Source organism: Metabacillus flavus (genome assembly GCF_018283675.1).
Classification (GTDB): Bacteria; Bacillota; Bacilli; order Bacillales; family Bacillaceae; genus Metabacillus_B; species Metabacillus_B flavus.
The window spans coordinates 2607845-2628799 of the sequence record NZ_JAGVRK010000001.1; the positions used below are offsets into that span (position 1 = coordinate 2607845).

Sequence of the window (20955 nt, forward strand, 5' to 3'; positions counted from 1 at the left end):
CGAAAAAAAAGGACGCAGCGCGCGTCCTTTTTTAGTTACTGGTTTTTCTGGCAGCAAAAAAAATCCGTTCTGCCTCTTCACTTACCGCACCCGGCTGAAAATCTCCAAAGCACTCAAGGACTTCAAATCCTGCATCCTTCAGCCAAAGAAAGATTTCCCCGGTTTCGTATGTCCGCTGCTGATGAAATTCATCAATCCGGCTGTAGCGCTCCTCATCATCTTTGACAAAAAAGGTAAGCTCATGCTCAACTGAATGTTTTTTTTCCCCTTCAAAGCACTGCCAGATCAAGCTCACATCATCGCCTGCATCAGCAAATGTTGAACCAGCAAGTATGTGCTTCATTTTATAAATGGAGTGAATATCAAAAAGGAAAAGTCCATTATCGTGCAGCATTTCAACAACGGATTTGAAGGCACTTTGCACATCTTGTTCTTCAAGCAAATAATTCAGGGAGTCGCAGTTGATGATGACAGCATCATAAGCAAGATCGTGGCCCTCCATCTCTCTCATATCCTGCTGAAAGAAAGGAATTGGCATCCTCTTCTCTTCTGCTTTTTGGATAGCGAGAGCGAGCATGTCTTCACTTAAATCTGCACCAGTCATCTCATAGCCTTTTTCATGAAGCAATACGGTGATTTCACCAGTTCCGCACGCTAAATCCATAACTTTCCTGCCTGTGTTTCCGTACTTTATTAGTAATGAATCCAGCAAGTCGGCCCAATCCTGATAAGGGACATCCTCCATCAGATGATCATAGACACCCGCAAAGCCCTGATACATCATACTTCAAGCAGCTTGGCCACATCTTCAGACGGGGCGTCTCCCCAAAGTTTTTCAAGATTGTAATAAATACGCTCATCACGGTGAAAAACATGCGCTACAACATCGCCAAGGTCGACGAGAATCCAGCGTGCTTCATCGAATCCTTCCATTTTTTTAACCTGTATTCCATTTTCGTCCGCTTTATCTTTAATCTCACGGGCAATGGCCTGAACTTGTTTATCTGAATTTCCGTGGCAGATTAAAAAATAATCTGCAATAAGAGATAAACCCTTCATTCGCAATGCGACCATGTCTTCTGCTCTTTTATCATCCGCTGCAGCAGCAGCCAGCTTTAAAATATCTTTTTCATTCATTCTGAATTCAAATCCTCCCGTTTTGCTAAGATTAAATCGTTATAAGCTTCAATTGTCATTGGATAAACAGCCTGATTTTTCTTAAGCAAAAACATAATTGTGTTTTGCAATGATAGAATCATCGCTTCATTCAAGTCCCTTTTAGCAGCTTCTCTTGCCTCTTCTGCACCCGGAAACCTTCTTCCGGGTTCAATATAATCCGCAACATATATGACCTTTTCAAGTACGCTCATACCAGCCTTGCCTGATGTATGGTAACGGATTGCGTCAAGTACTTCCAGATCTTCTATACCCGCTTCTTTTTGAACAAGGTAAGCGCCTGCTGGTGCGTGCCATAATTCTTCGTTATGGATAAGCAAATCTCTCCTCATGTTCTGATTGAGAATAATCTGCCTCATTTCTTCCTTTTGCCTGAACTTTGCATAGTCGTGGAAAATAGCAGCCATTTCCGCCTTCTTAACGTCCGCACCATATTTCCCCGCAAGTTCAATAGCCGTTTCCATGACCCCAAGGGTATGCTGATAGCGATGGTCTTTCAGCTGTTCCTTTACAATTGCCAAAGCTTGCTTACTTTCCATACAGCCCCTTCTCCTTAATTAAGTCCATTATTTTATCCTGCAGCAAAAAACTTGTTGTTATGCCTTGTTCAATCCTGTGCCTGATCATAGACGATGAAACGTCAAATTGAGGAACGTCGACCATGGTCAAACTGTAGGCTGTATCCGGAGAATAACCAGGCCTGCCCACTCCCACAAAACGGACCATAGATAAAAGCTGATCGACTCGGTTCCATTTTGGCAAATATTCAATCATATCTGCTCCGATGATAAATGAAAAATGATACTCAGGATATTTTTCCCTCAGCAGCACAATCGTATCATATGTATAAGAAGGACCGGTCCGCTCAAGTTCGATTGGTTCCACCAGGAATCCCTCTTTTCCGCTGATAGCAAGCTCGAGCATTTCGCAGCGGTCCATCGGACTTGAATGCTCCTCATCCTGTTTATGAGGGGGAAGGCTGTTTGGCAGGAACCATATTTCATCCAAAGAGAGGGCAGCCTTTACTTCGCTTGCCATAAGCAGGTGACCGAAATGGGGCGGATCAAATGTACCGCCAAAAATACCAATTTCCTTCATCCATAAATCCCCTTCGTCAGTTCGGCAGCTTAATCTGCTTATTCTCCCGTGATTCTTTATAAAGGACAATCGTATTTCCGATAATCTGTACAAGCTCTGCTCTTGCACCCTTTGAAAGTCTCTCTGCAACTTCATCTTTATCTTCATCACAATTTTGAAGAATGCTCACTTTAAGAAGTTCTCTTCCTTCTAGAGCTTCTTCAATTTGCTTAATCATATTGTCATTGACTCCACCCTTGCCTACTTGAAAAATAGGGTTAAGGTGGTGTGCTTCCGCACGCAAAAATCGTTTTTGTTTACCTGTTAGCATATTTATTTGCCTCCTAATTTTTCCAAAACTACTGATTCCATGAGCTGAATGTCCGGCATTTTCCCTGTCCAGTGCCGGAAGGAAAGCGCAGCCTGATAAATAAACATTCCAACCCCTGGAATAACGCGGCAGCCGCGCTGTTCCGCATCCTTTATAAAAGCTGTTTTTATCGGGTTGTATATGATATCGCTCACGAGCGTTCCTTCTGAAATATTTTCAAGGGAAATCGGCTGGTCATTTATATTAGGCGACATTCCAATAGAAGTCGTCTGTATGACAAGGTGATATTCAGCAAGATGACACTCCGCTTCCTCGAGACTCAATGTCCGTCCAGGAACAGCTGCATCATATTCTTGAATTATGGCCAATGCTTTTTCTTTTGTTCTGTTGGCCACGTCTATTCTGCCTGTCTGAGCATGTGCGAGTGCGGTATAGATTCCTCTTGCAGCTCCGCCTGCTCCAATAATCAGGCATTTCATTTCAGATAGCGGGGACGTTAAGAATGGTTTAATGGACTCCAGGTACCCTGGACCATCTGTATTATATCCGGTCAACACGCCATCCAGGTTAACGATCGTGTTGACGGCTCCCATTTCTGCAGCTGTCTTATCCACATGGTCTAAATAGGCGATTACATTCTCTTTATGGGGAATGGTTACATTGACTCCCTTTATGCCAAGAGCCCTGATTCCGTTAACCGCTGCACCAAGCTGGTCTTTTTCAACATGAAACCTGTGGTAGACTGCATCCAATTTCTGATCCTTAAAGGAGCGGTTGTGAATGTCAGGTGACATGGAATGGCCAACGGGACATCCGATTATACCATATAAATCTGCCATTTAAGCTCCCCCTTTATAGAAGTGCTTCAGATAAGCGAGTTTCTTAAGCCGACATAAACGCCTTTTGGAGCGTAGGCAACAATTTTCTTATTCGGTTCGTTCACTGTAATCCATCCTAAGCCTGAAAATACAATATCCGTTTTCTCCTGCTTGATTGTAAACACATGCGGAACAAGCTCAGGAAAATCTTCGAGCTGATCAGGTCTCGGCGGGGATAAAAGCTCTCCTCGATGGGTTTCATACAGGGTATCCGCCTGCTCAAGCTTTGTCCGGTGAATATAAAGCTCATTCGGGATGTAGCAGGTGAATGTACTTCTTCCTCCATGAATAAAATCGAACCGAGCCAGCCCTCCAAAAAACAAAGTCTGTTCTTCATTCAGCTGGAACACTTTGGGCTTGATCTCTTTTTTAGGGGAAAGGAGCTTCAAATCATCCTGATTCACAAAATGAGCCATCTGATGATGATTAATAATTCCCGGAGTATCATAGAGTGCAGAACCGTCATCCAGTGGGATTTCAATTAAATCCAGGGTGGTGCCAGGGTAATGAGAGGTTGTAATTAAATCCTGTTCCCCTGCCACTTCTTTGATGATCCTGTTGATAAATGTAGATTTACCTACATTCGTACAGCCTACAACATAGACGTCTTTACCTTCCCGGTAATGCTCAATCGCTTCGGCCACTTCTTTGACTCCCTGCCCTCTCGAAGAGCTCACTAAGAATATATCGATTGGTTTCAAACCGTTTTCTTTTGCTTCACGCTGCATCCATTGAATCAGCTTCTGTTCCTTTACTGATTTAGGCAGAATATCAGCTTTATTGGCTACAAGCAGGATTGGATTGTTTCCTGCAAAACGCTGTATCCCGCTGATCCAGCTCCCGTTAAAATCGAAGATATCGACAATCTTAACAATTAGTGAATCTGTTTCCCCAACCCCGTGAAGAATTTTTAAAAAATCTGCATCGGTAAGTGCCACATCTTGAATTTCATTGTAATTTTTCAGTCTGAAGCAGCGCTGGCATATTACGGGCTCTCTGAGCAGCGCGCTTGGGGGTGTATACCCGACTTCTCCAGGGTTTTCGGTTTGAATAACGGCTCCGCAGCCAACACAGGTAATTTCTTCTCTCACTGCTTTTCCTCCCATTGAATCATGCCTTTTTTCTTTAGTGTGTCCATGATTCTGCGCTCAATTTTGCGGTTGAATTTTGTCATGGCACCGTCTGTTGAAGCTACAGGCACCACAAGAATCGTATGGAATCCGTTCCGGTTCCCTCCAAGCACATCTGTCAGGAGCTGATCACCGATCACTACAACTTCTTCTTTTTTCAGCTGCATATCATGAATGGCTTTTCTGAATGCACGGCCCATTGGTTTCCTGGCTTTGTAGATGAACGGAATACGAAGAGGATCTGAAAAATCCTTCACGCGTTTTTCGACGTTGTTTGAAACAATGGTTACTTTAATTCCGCTGTCATTCATCTCTTTGAACCACTCGATTAATTTAGGCGTGGCACTGGGCCTGTCCCATTCTACAAGAGTGTTATCCAGGTCCGTGATGATTCCTTTTATATTGCGTTCCTTAAGCTTATAAGGGTTAATCTCGAATATACTTTTAACAAATTCGCCTGGTAAAAACATTTTTAACAAGGGGCTCACACCTCTAAGTTCATATTTAGCCAGTATCCATCTTACCCAATTTCGACAAATCTTTCAAAAAAATCTTCAAATAACACCGATTAATGGTAATTTAAAGAAAATTTTTCGACAGATACCGGCTCTATCCTACACCTGTGGATAACTATATTCACATCATCCAGCCTTTTATTTCAAAATTTTCCAGATTTATAAACAACATATTAACAGGTTATCCACTTTTACTTGTGGATAACAGAACGATTGTTCCTGTACCATAAACATGTTAGATTTAAGACAGTCATATAGAACTTACTATCCTATGCTTAAAAACGAGCACGTAGTCCATTTTCTCCCGGGAGGTGACCCGCCAATCATTTGGCCTGCCAGTATGCGAAAATTATCGGATGAGCTGCTGATTGAATCCTATTATAAAGCAACCGAATTAAAACTCAGCCATGATTTTATTGAGTTAATCGAATCTGAAATAAAGCGCCGCTCTCTTGCCCACATGCTGAGAAATTCATAAGCAGGGTTTTGAGAGCTTTTCTTTTATTTAGCCATACCCTATTTAACATGCATCAAAATCATGAATGCAAGCTATTATAACACGCCTGTGCCTCTAACCTCCACCCGGCCTGCAGGATGAACTGAAGAAGACACCTCAAGTAAAAGAGGTGCCTCATCTGCAAGATCCGCCATAGTACCAATAATATCCTCCAAATACCAGGAGCAGAATAAATGCCACGATAAGAATGGCATACCAAAATCCGCAGGAAGCATTAGGCGGAATGTAAGGGTATGGATAGGGCAGCGGTCCGCAGCCGGGACTGCATGGATAATATCCAGCTGACATATAGAAGACCTCCTTATGCACGTTCTCCTTAGCAGCATATGTATGTACCTATGCCAAGGTATAGGCTTCTGTCCGGACCCCCTGAGCAAATCATCTATTATTTTAATAGGCCGCCGTCAAGAATCGCCTGATAAAGGATTCTTGCTCCCTTTGGAGTCATATGATTCCCGGATGGATCGATTAGTCCCGATGCGATCAGAGCTGTATCTGTGTCTCCTCCAGCTGCCCTCACCATGTTCCTCCAATGGTCAATAAGCGGGAGCTGTTCCCTCTTTGCGATTTCTCTTACGATCTCATTATAGGAATTATGCCAGTTCCGCGCGCCCTTTCCTGCATCATAATAGATTTTTTCATATCTTGAATAGTAAAGCTTGTCTTTCCCGTTTCCTTCCACAATCGGCAGGCACGTAATCAGAATAGGATGCCCGCCGTTTTTTCTAATTTCATCTATAAAATAAAGGAGATTCGCTTCAAACCTTTTTTTTGAAACCCTTGGCTCTCCGCTTTGCAAAACCACCGCATCATTCGTACCGAACATAATAAAGACGGTTTCAGGATGGCGATTTAAAACATCCTTTTTAAATCGCTTTCTCGCATCCTCGGTTGTTTCGCCTCCTATACCCGCGTTGTATATATTAACTTTCCCCTGCTGTGATAAGTTGAGCAAGTTCACCCATTTTTCATTTTCAGGATAATCCCTAATGGGGTAATTCGCACCCCTTGTATTGCTGTCTCCAAACGCAACCGCATTGTATTCGTTATTTCCAGCACCGCACCCGGCTGCCAGTGAGAGACATAAAATAACTAAAAGCTTTTTCAACTCCTGCACCTCCGTAAGCTATACAACACTATAATATAGAACGGCCCGTGTTTCAACTGCGGCAAGCTGGCCATGCTTGCCGGTTTCACTATTCTTAACTTTGTGATAGTAAACAGACACGGGCAGGCCCTTCCCTACATACACATAATTAATAGGCGATTGCCTACATAACGACCCTTGGAGGTGCTTATTTGTCCGGATTATTCACAGCGCTGGCCTATGTCATGAGGGAAATGGTTTTTCTTGTAAGCTACGTAAAGAACAATGCGTTCCCGCAGCCACTGTCATCCAGCGATGAAAAGAAATACCTTCAGCTGATGGCAGAAGGCGATGAACATGCCAGAAATCTTTTGATTGAGCATAATTTAAGGCTTGTCGCACATATTGTCAAAAAGTTCGAGAACACAGGTGAGGACGCCGAGGACCTGATTTCGATCGGAACGATCGGACTGATCAAAGCAATTGAGAGCTATTCACAGGGAAAAGGGACGAAGCTTGCAACATATGCCGCAAGATGTATTGAAAACGAAATTTTGATGCATTTAAGAGCGTTGAAAAAGACTAAGAAAGACGTGTCCCTTCATGATCCGATTGGTCAGGATAAAGAAGGAAATGAAATATCGCTCATTGACGTTCTTAAATCCGAGAGTGAAGACGTTATTGATACCATTCAGCTGAATATGGAGCTTGAAAAGGTGAAAAAATTTATCGATGTGTTAGAGGAGCGGGAAAAAGAGGTCATTGTCGGCCGATTCGGGCTCGACTTGCAAAAAGAAAAAACGCAGAGGGAAATCGCAAAAGAGCTGGGCATATCAAGGAGCTATGTATCTCGCATTGAGAAACGGGCGCTCATGAAAATGTTCCACGAATTTTATCGTGCTGAGAAAGAGAAAAACAACAAAAAAAAGAAAAGATAAGGAGAAAGGGTTTTCCCCTCTATCCTTATCTTTTTTCTTTAGCTAACCGCTATCCTTCTCCACAGTGAGGTAGTTCATCATTTCCCTTTTCATCATTTTTACCGCTCCTTTCATGATTTTTGTTAAGCTTGCTTACAGCATAAGCTGACGGTTCTTAACTTTCTCCATCAGGTTCCTGACACGCTTTTCGTCATTCAATTCATCTTTTGTTTTAATGTTCCGTTTGAAAGTTACCGTTACAAACAGTAAATGGATGGTCATGATATCACCTCCTTTAAAGGCGAGGCGCCAAGGGTTCTCTACGCAAAAAAACACCGCAGGAAATACCCCGGGCGTCCGTCTTGTTTTAAATAGTAAACGCCGCAGAGTAAGCAAATCGCTTAGTCTGCGGCGTATATTCCAATCGTTAATGAAAAAAGAACATACGTTAGCTGCAAACCGGCCAATGAGATTTGATTACTTTATTCAATTGTTTAAGCTGATACGCTTTAACAGTCATCATCATTTTAACCGGCCTCCTTTGAAAAATTTTATTTACATGGTAATTATATCCACAATCTTTATGAATGTAAACCGATTTTTCTAACTTTTTGAAAAATAAGCCAAATGCCCATAAAAAAAAACGAATCGATCCTACTGGTATACTTAAATAAGCAATTAATTAAAAAATAACCTGCAGAATCATCTGCAGGTTATTCGGCTTCTTTTTGAAGTTTTTTATTAAAGGAAAGAGAAATGTTAAAACAAATAATTGCGCCGGCCAGCATAAAGGCAGAGGCACCCATCATGGTAGATTGCTCTGATACCTGGCCGGATTCAACAAATACTCCTATATAGAAAAATGTCCCCAATGCTAACAGGACGAACGCATAATTTTTGAAATCAAGGACTAAATCCTGCAACTGCTTTTTCAAGCTATATCACCTGCCCGAAAATATTTTGACAATTACTAGGATAACATAGCCTGGCAGACTATCTGACTTGTAATATCAGGAAATCAGGATAAAGCCTGCTTTAAATCATCAATTAAATCAGCCGAATCTTCTATTCCAACGGAAATCCGAATCAAGCCGTCTGTAATCCCCAGCTCTTTCCGGCGTTCTGCGGGAATGGAAGCATGAGTCATTCTAGCCGGTACTGAAATCAGACTTTCTACAGCACCTAAGCTCTCTGCCAGAGTAAAATATTTCACCTTGCTAAGCACTTGATCTGCTTTTTCCTGACTTCCGACATCAAATGAAACCATTCCGCCGAACCCTGATGCCTGCCTTTTGGCAATCTCGTGGTTCGGGTGATTTTCAAGGCCAGGATAATAGATTGTTGAAACAGCTGGATGCTCCTTCAGGAAACGGACAATCTCTTGCGTATTTCTTTCATGCGCTTCCATTCTGAGGCCGAGTGTTTTAACACCGCGGATCAACAGCCAGGAATCCTGCGGTCCAAGAACCCCGCCTGTAGAATTCTGAACAAAATGGAGGTCTTCTGCAAGCTGCTGGCTGTTTACGGCAACAAGACCGGCCACTACGTCACTATGCCCTCCGATATACTTTGTCGCACTGTGAAGGACAATATCTGCTCCCTGGGTAAGCGGAGTCTGCCAATACGGAGTACTAAATGTATTATCTACGATTGTCAGCAATCCTTTTTCTTTTGCAAGACGGGCTGAAGCCTCAATGTCCGTAATTTTCAGCAGCGGATTGGTTGGTGTTTCCAGATACAATGCTTTTGTATTGGATTGGATGGCTTCTGTAATATTTTCTAAATTACTAGTGTCCACAAAGGTCGATTCAATGCCCAGTCTGTTTAATACCTTTGTCATCACACGGTACGTTCCGCCATATACGTCATCTGTCATGATGACATGATCACCGCTGCTGAACAGCATCATGACTGCTGAGATGGCTGCCATTCCGGATCCGAATGCGAAACCAGCATGTCCTTCCTCAAGATCTTTAATTAATTCTTCCAATGCATGTCTTGTAGGATTTCCTGTTCTCGAATACTCATATCCTTTATGCTCGCCCACGCGCTCCTGCTTATAAGTGCTAACCTGATAAACCGGCACATTGACTGCACCTGTCTGTTCATCGCCCGGGATTCCTCCGTGGATCATTTTAGTCAGCTTTTTCATGACTAGATTCCCCCTTCGTAAATTTTTTTGCTTAAGTACCGTTCACTGCTATCAGGAAAAATGGTCACAATCATGCTTCCCTCTTTGGCAGTCTCAGCTTCAATTAATGCAGCGTGAAGTGCAGCCCCCGATGAACTTCCAACAAGAAGCCCCTCTCGCTTGGCAAGCTCGGAAACTCTGCGGAAGGCATCTTCATCTGTTACCGTATGAATGGAGTCAAAATACTCCTTGTTCATGTAACCCGGCAGAAACTCCATACCGATTCCTTCTGTTTTGTGTGGCCCTGATTCTCCGCCGTTCAGAATGGATCCTTCAGGTTCTACAATGCACGTTTTAACATTGGGATTCTGTTCTTTCAGGTACTCAGCTGTTCCCATAAAAGTTCCGCCTGTTCCGGCTCCTGCCAGAAAGATATCAATTTTCCCCTCCAGCTGCTCCCAAAGTTCCGGACCGAGGGTCTTATAGTAAGTAAGCGGATTGGAGGGATTTCCAAATTGCTGAGGGCAGTAAGAGCCGGGTATTTCCTTTATAAGCTCCTGGGCCTTATCAATGGCTCCCTTCATACCGAGACTGGTGGGTGTATGAACAATTTTTGCCCCCAGCGCCTTCATGATTTCCTGCTTTTCCATGCTGAATTTTTCAGGAATGCAGAACATAACCTGAAGATCCTCATGGATTGCTGCCAAAGCAAGTCCAATGCCCGTATTGCCGGCTGTCGGCTCAATGATTGTGCCGCCTTTGGCTACTTTTCCGGTCTTAAGTGCATCTTCAATCAGTTCCTTTCCAAGCCGGTCCTTAATGCTCCCGCCTGGATTGTAGAATTCAAGTTTTGCAAAAAGACGGGTGCCGTTCGGAAGCGGAAAATGCTTTATCTCCATAAGGGGTGTTGACCCGATCAGTTCGTGGACACCTTTGACTACTTTCATCCAAACACCTTCTTCATAACGCAGCAGGATGGATTCATTCTGCTGTGCTTTTAATTATTTCAAATTGCGGACAATACGAAGAACATGCTCCGCTGAATGAAGACCTGCTTTTTCAAGGAACTGATCAAACGATACATCTGATTCCTTGCCCGCAATATCTGAGAGTGCACGGATGATGACAAACGGCACCTGGAATTGGTGGCAGACCTGAGCAATAGCGGCTGCTTCCATTTCTACGGCATACAGGTTCTCAAATTTCGTGCGGATATAATCAACCCGCTCAGGATCGTTCATAAACGAATCACCCGTTGCAATCATCCCTGTAACCACTTGGATTCCTTCAATGTTTTTTGCCTCGGCTTCCGCAATCTCCAAAAGCTTGGGATCCGGCAGATAGGCTGAAGGAAGTCCGGGTACCTGACCGTATTCGTAGCCAAACGCTGTCACGTCCACATCGTGATGACGGACCTCGGTCGAAACCACGACGTCTCCAACATTTAAGGATTGATGAAATCCGCCGGCAGATCCCGTATTGATTACATAATCAGGCTTATAGCGGTCAAGCAGGAGTGCTGTGCTTAGAGCAGCATTCACTTTTCCGATTCCTGATTTAAGAAGGACGATTTCTTTTCCCTCGTACATTCCTTCTGTAAATTCACTGCCTGCAATCAGCTCGCTGCTTTGACCTTCCAGCTTTTCTCTTAATATATTTACTTCTTCTTCCATTGCTCCAATAATAGCTATTTTCATTAGGACAACCCTCTTTACTCTAAAATTACTGTTTTACTGCTTCCATAATCCATACGAATGGATTCATTTGTGTAAAGGTCACAATGAATCCATGCTTTTCGTATATTGACTTCATCACAACATGGGTTGTGTAATATTCTGTCTCAAGATCCAGAGCGAGGCTTAAAAACTGCCTTCTTCTCGATTCTTCAATCTTCTTTATATACGCATCCCGGTCAGTGAAAACAGTATCAGCAAAGATTATTTTACCACCTTTGGCAAGCATGCTTCCATAAATCCCGACGGCTTTATCTTTTTCTTCATCCGTAAGGTGGTGAAAAGCATACGTGCTTACAATCGAATCAATCTGCTCTGCAGGTTTTGGGAAATCAAGAAAGTCTCCATCTGAAATCAAGATGTCTGCAGGCAGTTTTTCAATTGCCTTTTCTCTCATTGCATTTGACGGTTCAATGCCATATACCTTTTTCCCCGCAGCATGCAGCAGGGCTGTCAGGTTTCCAGTACCTAAACCAAATTCCAGAACCGCTGATCCCGATCTGTTCGTTACTTCTTCAAGTATGCTGCTATAGTTTTGAAATACTTCTTTATATTCAACGTCATGTCCGCTGACGGTCGTATCATAATCAGAGGCCCACCCTTCAAACAACTCCAAAAATTCTCTGCCCATGATGACACTCTCCCTTAAAAACTTAATAATTCCTATGTGTATAGTATGAATTTAAATAAATAACTGTTCAAAGATTATCATATTCCTGTGAGAACCTCAACCTAAATGTTTTTCATATCCCGCTGCATCAAGGTTTTTGGTAAACTAAGAGAAGAGAACAGAGGAGGAAAACAGGGAATGAATTTTCAGCTTGATTATCTTAAAGACAAGGTAGAATTTTTTGAAGCTGCCAGCATAAAGGAATTGGAAAAAAGAATTGCCGAGCAGATTGATCATAATAAAGCTATTCTGATGGAGGTTCATTCGGTTTCGCATCAAATGCATGTCCTTGAGGATGGGCGCAGATTTTACAGCGCGGTCGTTCATTTTAAGACGAACCTGTAAATTAGCTTCCCGCAAAAAAGAACGCTGCCTTGAATCGGCAGCGTCCTTTTGTTTATTTCTGTTCAACTGTAAGAGGTTTCCATCCTTCATTTTCAATGAACTGAAGGGTTACTTCGTATTTCTCATCAGAGTTCTTTGCAGAAACGGTTCCTTTTGCATCGTTTGGCGAACCATTGTTTCCTATAAACCAGATGGTCATATTGTCTTCCGGAATTCCAGTTGCTACGCTCATTGCCCTGGTCATTTCCTTCCAATCCGCTGAGCCTTTATCATACACTGTGGTGTGTTCACCCTTTTGTTCAGTACCTACAGGCTCCCATTCAGAGCTTTTCGATTCCTTGTCCGCTTCTGCTGCTTTGTCTTCCTCATTCTGCTTTTTATCATCAGCAGGCTTGGATTCTTCCTTGGACGCTTCATCACCGGATGTATTTTGTGATTCTGTATCTTCTTTGTCTGTTTGCTCAGACGCAGTTTCTTCGCTTGTCTCTTCGCTTTGTGACTGCTGGTCAGAGATTTTGCTGCTGGAAGTCTGCTTCTTTTCGCCTCCAGTAATAAGCTGGTAGCCGACGGCCGCAATGAGAATGAGCACGACAGCGATCATGACATTCAATACGACATTCGTTTTTCTGCGCTTATCGCGGTTGCCATAGCGGGTTCTATTCATCATCTTCACTCCTCTTCCCACTTTCTTTCTGTACTATTCTATCAAAGGAGCAGGAATCTAGCCAGTTTTGATTCAATAGAATCATTCGAGGCCGGCCGCTATATCAAAAAACACTTGATTCGCAGCCGCCCTGCTTGCAATCGTATCAGCATCCACAACCACTAGAGCGTATCTTGGACTGTCAGATGGGAAATACCCGGCAAACCATTTGTTGATCAGATTATGCCCTTCTGCGTCCTTTCTCCCGGTCTCGGCTGTACCTGATTTTCCTGACACCTCAAAAGGAAGCGTCCGAAATTTTACTCCTGTGCCTTTTTCATCGGAAACAACCAGCCTCAGAAGCTTCTGGAGCCTTTGAACGGTATAATGATCAATCGATACATTCGCAAGCTCTGAATCCGGGAAGCGGTACATGGATGTTCCGTTTTTGTATAAAATCTCTTCAGCCGTTTTTAATTCCATGCCCTTTCCTCCTCTTGCGATCGTCGCCATCATATTGGCAATTGCAAGGGGAGTGACCTGGACATCTTTTTGGCCGATGGCGGTCTGGGCAACCGCTTTTGGGGAGCTCTTATCCCTGAAATCAGACCAGACAGACCCCTGCTTTTCTTCTGGAAATTGTTTAAAGCTGCTGTAATGGAACACCGATCCCTGCCAGCCCACCGGATGAATTAAACCCATTTTCTCAGCGGTTGTTTCCATATAATCCGGCACTTTTTTTATAAGCTTATTTGAAAGAACGTTAAAGGTATAATTGCAGCTTCTTGAAAAGCTTTGCTCAAAGCTGAGTGACCCCAGCTGCCGGTCCTCCTCCACATCACCATATGGATTCAAATCGCAATTGTAGCGGGTGGACGGATGATCAAGGCCGTTCTCTATCGCTGCCGCAGCGGTCACAATTTTAAAAATAGAGCCTGGCTTCATACTCTCTAGCATATAGTTGCTTAAGCTTGAAGCGGAACCGTTCACATTCAAATCAGGCTTGCTGGCCATCGCTAAAAGGGAGTTCGACTGAATGTCAATTAGAACAGCTCCTCCTTTTTTAATGCTAGCCTGTGCAAGAGCGTTTTCGGTTAGCTGCTGCATGTCTGAATCGAGGGTTGTTTTAATTTTCACCGGGTAATGCGGACTGGAATCGGCAATATATTTGACGTTCACTCCGAAAAGGGGGTTGTTGTTTGCATCAACATGATAAAGAAGCTTAGTCTCTGACTCAGGCAGCAGAAACGCATCAAACGCCTTCTGCAGGCCCGCTGCACCTATTTTCATATTAATAGGCAGCGTTTTATCAGGGTATCTTTTTTTGGCCGTCTCCGGCATTTCAGCTGTATATCCGATTATGTGCGAGGCTGATAATTCACCGGGCTTTTCCTGCACCATTACTCCATAGACCCCAGGAATTTTAAATTCATTGATTTTTGTCAAATCGGATTGGGTAAGCTCCGCCCCATCCTTACCAGACAAGATAACCGGTTTTTTTGCTCTGGAGACAAGAGAGTGGATAATTCCCTCTGACATTCCTGTAATGGCAGCTACTTCTTTACTTGGCCAATTTAAGCTCTTAATAAAGGGAAACAGCACGAGGGACGGCTCAACCCCGGCAGAGAGGGGTTCACCATTTCGATCCACAATGCTGCCCCTGCCATCATCGATTAAAACGGATTGCGTACGCTGTTTCACGCTCTCTTCAATCAAATTGATTCGATGGCTTCCGAACGATTCGGTCCGAAAAAGCTGGAGTTCAGCAAGTCTTGCTGTCAAAATCAGCAGAAAAATGGTGATTACAACGCAAACAGATACGATTCTCTTTTTAATTGTACGCATAAAAAAACCACCTCGTCACCATTGTCGACGAGGCGGTCATACTTTAATCGGATCTTATTTAATTTTTACAATTTTAACCTGCATTTCACCGCCTGGTGTCTGTACAGTTACTTCATCGCCCACTTGTTTTCCAAGAAGACTTTTAGCGATTGGAGAGTCATTGGAAATTTTTCCTTCAAAAGGATCTGCTTCCGCACTTCCAACAATTGCATAAGATTCTTCTTCTCCATTCGGAAGCTCTTGGAACGTAACCGTTTTTCCAAGTGCTACTGAATTAGAATTCGATGTATCCTCTACAATGATTTTCGCATTGCGGATCATGTTTTCAAGCGTTGTAATTCTTCCTTCAACAAACGCCTGCTCTTCTTTAGCGGAATCATACTCGGAGTTTTCAGAAAGATCACCGAAACTGCGCGCAATTTTAATCCGCTCGACTACTTCTTTACGACGTACAGTTTTCATGTACTCCAATTCTTGTTCGAGCTTTTCTTTTCCTTCTTTCGTCATCGGAAATTCTTTCTCTACTGCCATCGATACTCACTCCTTCTGAATCAGCTGTCCCCCGAAATTTGGTATGTAAGACCTGTTAATAATACAAGAGCGAGGGCAATGATGCCCTCACACTCTTTTTTCATATCGAGAATTGGCGTTCAATCTGCCTGAGCGCGTCTTTTACATGAAACGTTTAACAATCTATACATAATATGGGCACAGTGCTCTATATCTATGCTATGTTATTACAAAATAGCGTTTTGTTCAAGAATTGTTTGAATTTTTGTTACCATTAAATCGATTGCCACGTGATTTTGGCCGCCTTCAGGGATAATAATATCTGCATAGCGCTTTGTAGGCTCGATGAACTGGTTGTGCATCGGCCTTACAACGGACACATATTGCTCAATAACCGAGTCAATGGAACGTCCCCGCTCCTTAATATCCCGGAGGATGCGGCGGATAATCCGAATGTCCGCGTCGGTATCCACATACATTTTAATATCCATAAGATCTCGAAGACGTTCATCTTCCAAAATGAGAATTCCTTCAAGAATGATGACATCCTTCGGCTCTACCTCAATAATTTCTTCAGATCTAGTATGAATTTTATAATCATACACCGGTTTTTCAATCTTTTCATAGTGAAGAAGCTTCTTCAAATGGTCAATCAGAAGATTGTTATCAAAAGCCAGCGGATGATCGTAATTGGTATTGAGCCGCTCTTCATATGGAAGATGACTCTGATCCTTGTAATAATAATCCTGTTCAAGCATCATAATGGAATGCCCTTTAAAATGCTCGTAAATTGCTTTCGTTACACTTGTTTTTCCTGAGCCGGATCCTCCGGCAACCCCTATCACAACGGGTTTTTTTCCCATTTATCCTAGAACCCCTTTCGCATCATGTTGTAAGGATAAACCGGCCGGTCCAATTTAAATGTCACCGTTTGAAGAGGGTGCCGTGCAGCATCCAATTCTTTGCCTTCTTCATCATATACCGCTTCAATCACAGTCCGGAAGTTCTCAAGCTCAGGTCCGAAAAATTCAACTTCATCTCCCGGCTTAAAATAATTCCGCTGCTGCAAGGTTACCGTCCTGGATTCGGGATCGTAGCCCAAAACCATTCCGACGAAATCATATGCTGTCTTTTTCCCATGTAAACCAAACATTTGCTCTTTGTGCCCCGGCACTCCTTCAAAAAAGGCAGGTGCTGTATCACGGTTCGCACATTTATCAAGCTCTTCCAGCCATTCCTGCTGAATGACAAAGTTGTCCGGATCCGCACAATAGGCATCTATCACTTTGCGATAAACGCTGACTACAGTTGCAATATAGTGAATGGATTTCATGCGGCCTTCAATTTTCAGGCTGTCAATCCCCATTTCAATCATTCTTGGAATGGACTCCACTAATTTAAGATCTTTTGGACTCATGGCAAATGGCGAATCGCTGTCTCCGAACAAAGGAGTTTCCTCTCCATCTTCCTGTTTATAAAGATCATAATCCCAGCGGCAGGATTGGCAGCACCCGCCTCGGTTCGAGTCGCGGGCTGTCATATGATTAGAAAGGGTACAGCGTCCGGAATAAGCAATACACATCGCCCCGTGAATAAATGTTTCGATTTCGATGTCCACTTTTTCCTTCATTTCGCGAATTTCATCTCCGCTTGTTTCACGTGCCAAAACAACCCGCTCAAGGCCTTCTTCCTTCCAAAACTGAACAGCCTTCCAGTTGGATAAGGATTGCTGGGTGCTCAGGTGAATTTCAAGCTTTGGCGCAGCTGTTTTACATGTCTCAATAATGAGCGGATCAGCAACGATAATTCCTGTAACCCCTGCTTCTTCAAGTCCTTTTAGATAATCGGCAAGTCCGTCCATATTTTCATTGTGAGCAAAAATATTCGTTGTCACATAAATTTTGGCATTGTACTGATTGGCAAACTGTACGCCTTCTGCCATTTCTTCCTGTGAGAAATTATCGGCATTTGAACGAAGTCCATATTCGCGTCCCCCGATAAAAACGGCATCTGCTCCATAACGGACAGCAATTTTTAATTTTTCCAGGTTTCCGGCCGGTGCCAGAAGTTCAGGCTTTTTAGTAATGACCCGTTTTCCGTTAACGATCTTGGAAATAGAATCTTTTACGGCGTCCATCTGTGTGCCTCCCTATTTATTTTCATGACTAATTCTTCAATAAACGGTTTCTTTAAAGAAGAATCCAGTATCCAGCGGGCGGTGTTCAGGCTGAATCTGCTCGATTTCTTCAAGCAGGCTGTCCTTTGCCTCGTCATATTGATCCCTTGCTTCGATGCAAAGGTCGATGGCTTTTCGATATTTTTTAGTTACTTCGATTACATACTCACTCTTTTGGAGAATTCCGTCAATCTTAAAGGAATCTACTCCTGCATCGATGAGTTCCGGCAATTCATCAATAATGCACATATCGTTCGGGCTCATAATGTGTGTCCCATTCTCATCTTCAAATACGGGATATTTATTTTCGCGTTCTTTATCATGCAGCAAGAGGCCCGTATCCATTTTGTCTTTATTGACAACTTCCATTTCTTTGCCTTGATATAAATAGTAGTTGCCGATTAGTGAGCGCTTGGATTGAAACATGCACGTCATGCCGTGAACCTGAATTTCGATTTCAACCTCGGCATTTTCCTTGGTTTCAACAATTGCATCCATATTCAGCTCTCTTGCAAGCACGGCTCTTTTCGCGCCTTTCCTGCCCCAATAATTGCATGTATACCAGTTAGTTGCCGTTGTTTCTGTATTCCAGTGAAGTTTCATTTCCGGCAGCGTTTCGCGCGCTATCATTAAAACAGCCGGATCGCCAAACACAATCGCGTCAGCACCTGCTTCTTTAAGAAACAGCATATAGTCAGCCAATTCCCCGATTTTATCATTATGAAAAATCGCGTTCATAGCAGCGTAAACTTTTACACCTTTGCTATGGGCGATTTCAACCGCTTTTTTAAAATCTTCGCGATCGAATTCACCAGCGAGACGAAGTCCGAATTTCTGTTCTCCGATTATAAATGCAGTTGCCCCTGCTTCCGCAAGCGGCTCCAAATCTTTGAGACTTGAAGGAGTTACTAGCAATTCTGGTTTTTTCATATTCACTCACCTCTTTTAATGCTCACGGCAATGCCATCGCCGACTGGGATGATACACGTTTTATAATCAGGATGGGACATAAGCCAGTCGTTGTAGCCCGCTATTTTTTTAACGAGGCTCCGTATGCGTTTATTTTCAATCTGGTCCTGTTCTTCTGCTACAAGACCTTTAAATAAGATGTTATCGGTAATAATCATACCGCCTTCAGTCAGCATCGGCTCATATAGTTCAAAAAAGCGCTGATACTGGCCTTTCGCCGCATCAATAAAAAGAGCGCCGTAGGGTCCTTCACTTCGTATTGCATCAGAAAGCTCGAGGGCATCACCAAAATGAACGCGGATTCTGCTGCTTAGACCCATCTGTTCAATTCGTAAAAGTGCCTGATCATATCTTTCCTGATCTCTTTCAATACTGACAATAGAGGCTTTTGGAACAGCGGATGCCATGCGGATGGCTGAATAGCCAATGGCAGTTCCAATTTCAAGTATACGATGGGGAGAATGAATCCGAAGAAATTGAAGCAATACTTCCATTCCCGCCGCTTCCATAATCGGAACTCCATGCTCACGGGCATAGATTTCCATTTCCTGAATAGCCGGGGGGCGTTCGGGTATCATGCTTTCCATGTAGATTTGAAGCTTTTGGTCAAGCATTGATTTGGCCTCCTTGCGCAAAAAGAAGAGTTCCTGTTAAGAACTCTTGCCTTAATTTAAAACCAAAGTCTTGGTCTTCATATAACCTGATATATTTTAGCATAAAAAAACAGGGAATGAAAATAAAATTCATTCCCCGTTTTCCCTCACGATCCTTTTCTGGGACCGGTTATATGCTTTTCCTTCAGCTGGTTATGCTCTTTCAGCGTTCTGGAATAATAAACGGTACCATCCGGTGCTGCAAGGAAGTACAGATAGTCGGTGTTATCCGGCTTCAGTGCCGCTTCCATGGACATATTCCCGCTGTTTGAAATAGGCCCTGGCGGCAGACCTTTATTTTTATACGTATTATATGGCGAGGAAACCTTCAAATCTTTATAGGTAACCCGGTCTTTATGCTCTCCCAGTGCATACAAAACCGTTGGGTCTGTCTGCAGAGGCATGCCAGACTTTAAGCGGTTGAAGAAAACACTCGCGATCTTCTTTCTGTCTACCTTACCTGTTGCTTCTTCTTCAATGATCGAGGACATCGTAAGGAAATAATGGACGCTCCATTTTTTCTCTTTCATTTGAGGCAAATAAGGCTTAATCCTTTCATCTGTCTCGCTGATCATCTTTTCAAGAATGGTGTCCAGAGACGTTTTTGGATCCGAGAATGGATAAGTCGCTGGATACAGGTAGCCCTCAAGCTTATATTTAGCGGTTTTTTTATCAATTTCATTGGTCAAGGTATTCGGATATTTCTTTTTCATCGCTGCAATGAATGCTGGGTCCTGAATTTTCTTTAATACATCTTCCTTGGAAAATTCACTGTTGTTTTCAATGATTGCCGCGATTTGCGTCATTTGATGGCCTTCCGGTATGGTAAACTGTATGGCGATGTTTTCTGACATTTTTCCTGTTTTAAGGAGCTGAATCATGTCATCCATCGTCATGGATTTACTCATTAAATAATCTCCGGCCTGAAAATTGGTTTCATTTTTAAATTTCACATAATACTTAAACACCCTGGCATCTTTAATGATTCCTTCTTCTCTAAGCTCCGCAGCTATTCCAGAAACAGATGATCCTAGAGGAATCGACACTTTTACTTGGCTTTCGTCAGAAGGATCCACTGGACTCAATGCGTTCTGAATATATATGATGCCTGCAATAGCGATTGCTGCAAATGCAATCCCGACCACAAGGACAATTCGCCACACAATTTTCCGGATTGATTTTGCTTCTTCCTGTTTTTCAAGCAGTGTATTATGTATGGATGGTTTGTTTTGTTTTTGCTTCATCCTTTTCCCCCTTTCGCTTCCGTATATTATACTACAAAATTCTCTTCCTTTCGTCACTAGCTAAGTAAAAAAAGAAGCCGGGAATACAATCCCCGGCTTCTAATCATTTGCATTTAGTTTTCTTCTTCTTCCTCATTATCGAAGAATGTGTTCATCATTTCTTCAATCATGTCCCACTCTTCTTCTGTTTCAATCGGCTGCAGTTCGCCATCTTCGCCATTTTCGCTTGGCGTGAAGCTGGATGCATGAATTTCCACATCTTCTTCGTCTTGATCTTCACTGCTGATTGGGTAGTAAAGAACATAAGATTTTTTGAATTCATCTGATTCAAATGTAAAAAGGATCTCGCAAAGCTGTTCGTTTCCGTTTTCGTCTACTACAGTAATCTGTTTTTCACCATGTTCCATG

General features: G+C 43.0%; 28 protein-coding genes. 3 read left to right on the plus strand and 25 right to left on the minus strand.

The window, feature by feature from the left end:
* Positions 1 to 31: 31 nt before the first annotated feature.
* The 8 genes from J9317_RS13435 to J9317_RS13470 are packed head-to-tail and all read right to left on the minus strand — an operon-like array spanning position 32 to position 5062.
* On the minus strand, positions 32 to 784 hold the full coding sequence (locus J9317_RS13435) for a class I SAM-dependent DNA methyltransferase (protein ID WP_211559391.1): 753 nt from the start codon (positions 782 to 784) through the stop codon (positions 32 to 34).
* Positions 781 to 1137 (minus strand): ribosome silencing factor, encoded by a 357-nt coding sequence (rsfS, locus tag J9317_RS13440; RefSeq protein WP_211559393.1) that lies wholly within the window; start codon positions 1135 to 1137, stop codon positions 781 to 783. Before rsfS ends, J9317_RS13435 begins: the two co-directional genes overlap by 4 nt.
* Positions 1134 to 1715 carry a bis(5'-nucleosyl)-tetraphosphatase (symmetrical) YqeK gene (gene yqeK, locus J9317_RS13445; protein WP_211559395.1) on the minus strand — a complete coding sequence of 194 codons (582 nt, stop codon included), beginning with the start codon at positions 1713 to 1715 and terminating at the stop codon, positions 1134 to 1136. Before yqeK ends, rsfS begins: the two co-directional genes overlap by 4 nt.
* Positions 1705 to 2274 (minus strand): nicotinate-nucleotide adenylyltransferase, encoded by a 570-nt coding sequence (locus J9317_RS13450; RefSeq protein WP_211559397.1) that lies wholly within the window; start codon positions 2272 to 2274, stop codon positions 1705 to 1707. Before J9317_RS13450 ends, yqeK begins: the two co-directional genes overlap by 11 nt.
* Positions 2275 to 2290: 16 nt before the next feature.
* Positions 2291 to 2584, minus strand: coding sequence for a ribosome assembly RNA-binding protein YhbY (gene yhbY, locus J9317_RS13455; RefSeq protein ID WP_211559398.1), 294 nt, complete (start codon positions 2582 to 2584; stop codon positions 2291 to 2293).
* A gap of 2 nt (positions 2585 to 2586) precedes the next feature.
* On the minus strand, positions 2587 to 3423 hold the full coding sequence (aroE, locus tag J9317_RS13460; RefSeq protein WP_211559401.1) for a shikimate dehydrogenase: 837 nt from the start codon (positions 3421 to 3423) through the stop codon (positions 2587 to 2589).
* A 26-nt stretch (positions 3424 to 3449) separates the two neighbouring features.
* A complete protein-coding gene (gene yqeH / locus J9317_RS13465) occupies positions 3450 to 4553 on the minus strand; it encodes a ribosome biogenesis GTPase YqeH (protein ID WP_488656179.1) in 1104 nt (367 codons plus the stop codon).
* Entirely contained in the window at positions 4550 to 5062 is a 513-nt protein-coding gene (locus tag J9317_RS13470) for a YqeG family HAD IIIA-type phosphatase (RefSeq protein WP_211562393.1), read from the minus strand. Before J9317_RS13470 ends, yqeH begins: the two co-directional genes overlap by 4 nt.
* A gap of 385 nt (positions 5063 to 5447) precedes the next feature.
* Between J9317_RS13470 and J9317_RS13475 the strand changes: the two genes are divergently transcribed.
* Positions 5448 to 5585, plus strand: a complete 138-nt coding sequence (locus tag J9317_RS13475) for a sporulation histidine kinase inhibitor Sda (protein WP_035405183.1) — start codon at positions 5448 to 5450, stop codon at positions 5583 to 5585.
* A 153-nt stretch (positions 5586 to 5738) separates the two neighbouring features.
* Here the strand turns inward: J9317_RS13475 and J9317_RS13480 are convergent, their stop codons facing one another.
* On the minus strand, positions 5739 to 5912 hold the full coding sequence (locus J9317_RS13480; RefSeq protein WP_211562533.1) for a hypothetical protein: 174 nt from the start codon (positions 5910 to 5912) through the stop codon (positions 5739 to 5741).
* Between the two features lie 97 nt (positions 5913 to 6009).
* Positions 6010 to 6732, minus strand: coding sequence for an SGNH/GDSL hydrolase family protein (locus tag J9317_RS13485; RefSeq protein ID WP_211559405.1), 723 nt, complete (start codon positions 6730 to 6732; stop codon positions 6010 to 6012).
* Between the two features lie 191 nt (positions 6733 to 6923).
* Here J9317_RS13485 and sigK point away from each other — a divergent pair, with 191 nt between their 5' ends.
* Positions 6924 to 7649 (plus strand): RNA polymerase sporulation sigma factor SigK, encoded by a 726-nt coding sequence (sigK, locus tag J9317_RS13490; RefSeq protein WP_211559406.1) that lies wholly within the window; start codon positions 6924 to 6926, stop codon positions 7647 to 7649.
* Positions 7650 to 7781: 132 nt separating this feature from the next.
* On the opposite strand, the gene J9317_RS13495 is transcribed toward sigK, so the two are convergent.
* The 6 genes from J9317_RS13495 to J9317_RS13520 form a co-directional block, all read right to left on the minus strand.
* Positions 7782 to 7910, minus strand: a complete 129-nt coding sequence (locus J9317_RS13495) for a YrzI family small protein (RefSeq protein ID WP_211559408.1) — start codon at positions 7908 to 7910, stop codon at positions 7782 to 7784.
* A 431-nt stretch (positions 7911 to 8341) separates the two neighbouring features.
* On the minus strand, positions 8342 to 8563 hold the full coding sequence (locus J9317_RS13500) for a YrhC family protein (RefSeq protein ID WP_211559410.1): 222 nt from the start codon (positions 8561 to 8563) through the stop codon (positions 8342 to 8344).
* An 83-nt stretch (positions 8564 to 8646) separates the two neighbouring features.
* On the minus strand, positions 8647 to 9780 hold the full coding sequence (locus tag J9317_RS13505; protein WP_211559413.1) for a bifunctional cystathionine gamma-lyase/homocysteine desulfhydrase: 1134 nt from the start codon (positions 9778 to 9780) through the stop codon (positions 8647 to 8649).
* A 2-nt stretch (positions 9781 to 9782) separates the two neighbouring features.
* Positions 9783 to 10706: a PLP-dependent cysteine synthase family protein gene (locus J9317_RS13510; protein ID WP_211559415.1), complete on the minus strand. Its 924-nt coding sequence runs from the start codon at positions 10704 to 10706 to the stop codon at positions 9783 to 9785.
* 54 nt (positions 10707 to 10760) lie between these two features.
* Positions 10761 to 11456, minus strand: a complete 696-nt coding sequence (mtnN, locus tag J9317_RS13515) for a 5'-methylthioadenosine/S-adenosylhomocysteine nucleosidase (protein WP_211559417.1) — start codon at positions 11454 to 11456, stop codon at positions 10761 to 10763.
* 25 nt (positions 11457 to 11481) lie between these two features.
* Positions 11482 to 12123: a class I SAM-dependent methyltransferase gene (locus tag J9317_RS13520; RefSeq protein ID WP_211559419.1), complete on the minus strand. Its 642-nt coding sequence runs from the start codon at positions 12121 to 12123 to the stop codon at positions 11482 to 11484.
* Between the two features lie 177 nt (positions 12124 to 12300).
* Here J9317_RS13520 and J9317_RS13525 point away from each other — a divergent pair, with 177 nt between their 5' ends.
* Positions 12301 to 12507 carry a DUF2536 family protein gene (locus J9317_RS13525; RefSeq protein ID WP_211559421.1) on the plus strand — a complete coding sequence of 69 codons (207 nt, stop codon included), beginning with the start codon at positions 12301 to 12303 and terminating at the stop codon, positions 12505 to 12507.
* 52 nt (positions 12508 to 12559) lie between these two features.
* Here J9317_RS13525 and J9317_RS13530 read toward each other — a convergent pair whose 3' ends face one another.
* The 9 genes from J9317_RS13530 to J9317_RS13570 form a co-directional block, all read right to left on the minus strand.
* Positions 12560 to 13174: a YrrS family protein gene (locus J9317_RS13530; protein WP_211559422.1), complete on the minus strand. Its 615-nt coding sequence runs from the start codon at positions 13172 to 13174 to the stop codon at positions 12560 to 12562.
* 78 nt (positions 13175 to 13252) lie between these two features.
* Positions 13253 to 14995 (minus strand): peptidoglycan D,D-transpeptidase FtsI family protein, encoded by a 1743-nt coding sequence (locus J9317_RS13535; RefSeq protein WP_211559424.1) that lies wholly within the window; start codon positions 14993 to 14995, stop codon positions 13253 to 13255.
* A gap of 54 nt (positions 14996 to 15049) precedes the next feature.
* Positions 15050 to 15526, minus strand: a complete 477-nt coding sequence (gene greA / locus J9317_RS13540) for a transcription elongation factor GreA (protein WP_211559426.1) — start codon at positions 15524 to 15526, stop codon at positions 15050 to 15052.
* Positions 15527 to 15732: 206 nt separating this feature from the next.
* Positions 15733 to 16368 (minus strand): uridine kinase, encoded by a 636-nt coding sequence (gene udk / locus J9317_RS13545; protein WP_211559429.1) that lies wholly within the window; start codon positions 16366 to 16368, stop codon positions 15733 to 15735.
* A 5-nt stretch (positions 16369 to 16373) separates the two neighbouring features.
* Entirely contained in the window at positions 16374 to 17642 is a 1269-nt protein-coding gene (locus J9317_RS13550) for a peptidase U32 family protein (RefSeq protein ID WP_211559431.1), read from the minus strand.
* Positions 17643 to 17678: 36 nt separating this feature from the next.
* Positions 17679 to 18611 carry a peptidase U32 family protein gene (locus J9317_RS13555; protein ID WP_211559432.1) on the minus strand — a complete coding sequence of 311 codons (933 nt, stop codon included), beginning with the start codon at positions 18609 to 18611 and terminating at the stop codon, positions 17679 to 17681.
* A gap of 2 nt (positions 18612 to 18613) precedes the next feature.
* Positions 18614 to 19264 (minus strand): O-methyltransferase, encoded by a 651-nt coding sequence (locus J9317_RS13560; RefSeq protein ID WP_211559434.1) that lies wholly within the window; start codon positions 19262 to 19264, stop codon positions 18614 to 18616.
* A 146-nt stretch (positions 19265 to 19410) separates the two neighbouring features.
* A complete protein-coding gene (mltG, locus tag J9317_RS13565) occupies positions 19411 to 20547 on the minus strand; it encodes an endolytic transglycosylase MltG (protein WP_211559436.1) in 1137 nt (378 codons plus the stop codon).
* 113 nt (positions 20548 to 20660) lie between these two features.
* Positions 20661 to 20954: a DUF1292 domain-containing protein gene (locus J9317_RS13570; RefSeq protein WP_035405218.1), complete on the minus strand. Its 294-nt coding sequence runs from the start codon at positions 20952 to 20954 to the stop codon at positions 20661 to 20663.
* Between the last annotated feature and the right edge of the window lies 1 nt (position 20955).

Bases quoted from the DNA above. Each gene is read 5' to 3' on its own strand.
- J9317_RS13520 (WP_211559419.1), bottom strand. From the start codon at position 12,123: ATGGGCAGAGAATTTTTGGAGTTGTTTGAAGGGTGGGCCTCTGATTAT.
- yhbY (WP_211559398.1), bottom strand. From the start codon at position 2,584: ATGCTAACAGGTAAACAAAAACGATTTTTGCGTGCGGAAGCACACCAC.
- J9317_RS13550 (WP_211559431.1), bottom strand. From the start codon at position 17,642: ATGGACGCCGTAAAAGATTCTATTTCCAAGATCGTTAACGGAAAACGG.
- J9317_RS13480 (WP_211562533.1), bottom strand. From the start codon at position 5,912: ATGTCAGCTGGATATTATCCATGCAGTCCCGGCTGCGGACCGCTGCCC.
- J9317_RS13475 (WP_035405183.1), top strand. From the start codon at position 5,448: ATGCGAAAATTATCGGATGAGCTGCTGATTGAATCCTATTATAAAGCA.
- J9317_RS13505 (WP_211559413.1), bottom strand. From the start codon at position 9,780: ATGAAAAAGCTGACTAAAATGATCCACGGAGGAATCCCGGGCGATGAA.
- J9317_RS13555 (WP_211559432.1), bottom strand. From the start codon at position 18,611: ATGAAAAAACCAGAATTGCTAGTAACTCCTTCAAGTCTCAAAGATTTG.
- greA (WP_211559426.1), bottom strand. From the start codon at position 15,526: ATGGCAGTAGAGAAAGAATTTCCGATGACGAAAGAAGGAAAAGAAAAG.
- mtnN (WP_211559417.1), bottom strand. From the start codon at position 11,456: ATGAAAATAGCTATTATTGGAGCAATGGAAGAAGAAGTAAATATATTA.
- J9317_RS13435 (WP_211559391.1), bottom strand. From the start codon at position 784: ATGATGTATCAGGGCTTTGCGGGTGTCTATGATCATCTGATGGAGGAT.
- J9317_RS13570 (WP_035405218.1), bottom strand. From the start codon at position 20,954: ATGGAACATGGTGAAAAACAGATTACTGTAGTAGACGAAAACGGAAAC.
- J9317_RS13560 (WP_211559434.1), bottom strand. From the start codon at position 19,264: ATGCTTGACCAAAAGCTTCAAATCTACATGGAAAGCATGATACCCGAA.
- yqeK (WP_211559395.1), bottom strand. From the start codon at position 1,715: ATGGAAAGTAAGCAAGCTTTGGCAATTGTAAAGGAACAGCTGAAAGAC.
- J9317_RS13510 (WP_211559415.1), bottom strand. From the start codon at position 10,706: ATGAAAGTAGTCAAAGGTGTCCACGAACTGATCGGGTCAACACCCCTT.
- J9317_RS13495 (WP_211559408.1), bottom strand. From the start codon at position 7,910: ATGACCATCCATTTACTGTTTGTAACGGTAACTTTCAAACGGAACATT.
- J9317_RS13535 (WP_211559424.1), bottom strand. From the start codon at position 14,995: ATGCGTACAATTAAAAAGAGAATCGTATCTGTTTGCGTTGTAATCACC.
- rsfS (WP_211559393.1), bottom strand. From the start codon at position 1,137: ATGAATGAAAAAGATATTTTAAAGCTGGCTGCTGCTGCAGCGGATGAT.
- udk (WP_211559429.1), bottom strand. From the start codon at position 16,368: ATGGGAAAAAAACCCGTTGTGATAGGGGTTGCCGGAGGATCCGGCTCA.
- J9317_RS13530 (WP_211559422.1), bottom strand. From the start codon at position 13,174: ATGATGAATAGAACCCGCTATGGCAACCGCGATAAGCGCAGAAAAACG.
- J9317_RS13525 (WP_211559421.1), top strand. From the start codon at position 12,301: ATGAATTTTCAGCTTGATTATCTTAAAGACAAGGTAGAATTTTTTGAA.
- J9317_RS13450 (WP_211559397.1), bottom strand. From the start codon at position 2,274: ATGAAGGAAATTGGTATTTTTGGCGGTACATTTGATCCGCCCCATTTC.
- mltG (WP_211559436.1), bottom strand. From the start codon at position 20,547: ATGAAGCAAAAACAAAACAAACCATCCATACATAATACACTGCTTGAA.
- J9317_RS13470 (WP_211562393.1), bottom strand. From the start codon at position 5,062: ATGTTTTTACCAGGCGAATTTGTTAAAAGTATATTCGAGATTAACCCT.
- aroE (WP_211559401.1), bottom strand. From the start codon at position 3,423: ATGGCAGATTTATATGGTATAATCGGATGTCCCGTTGGCCATTCCATG.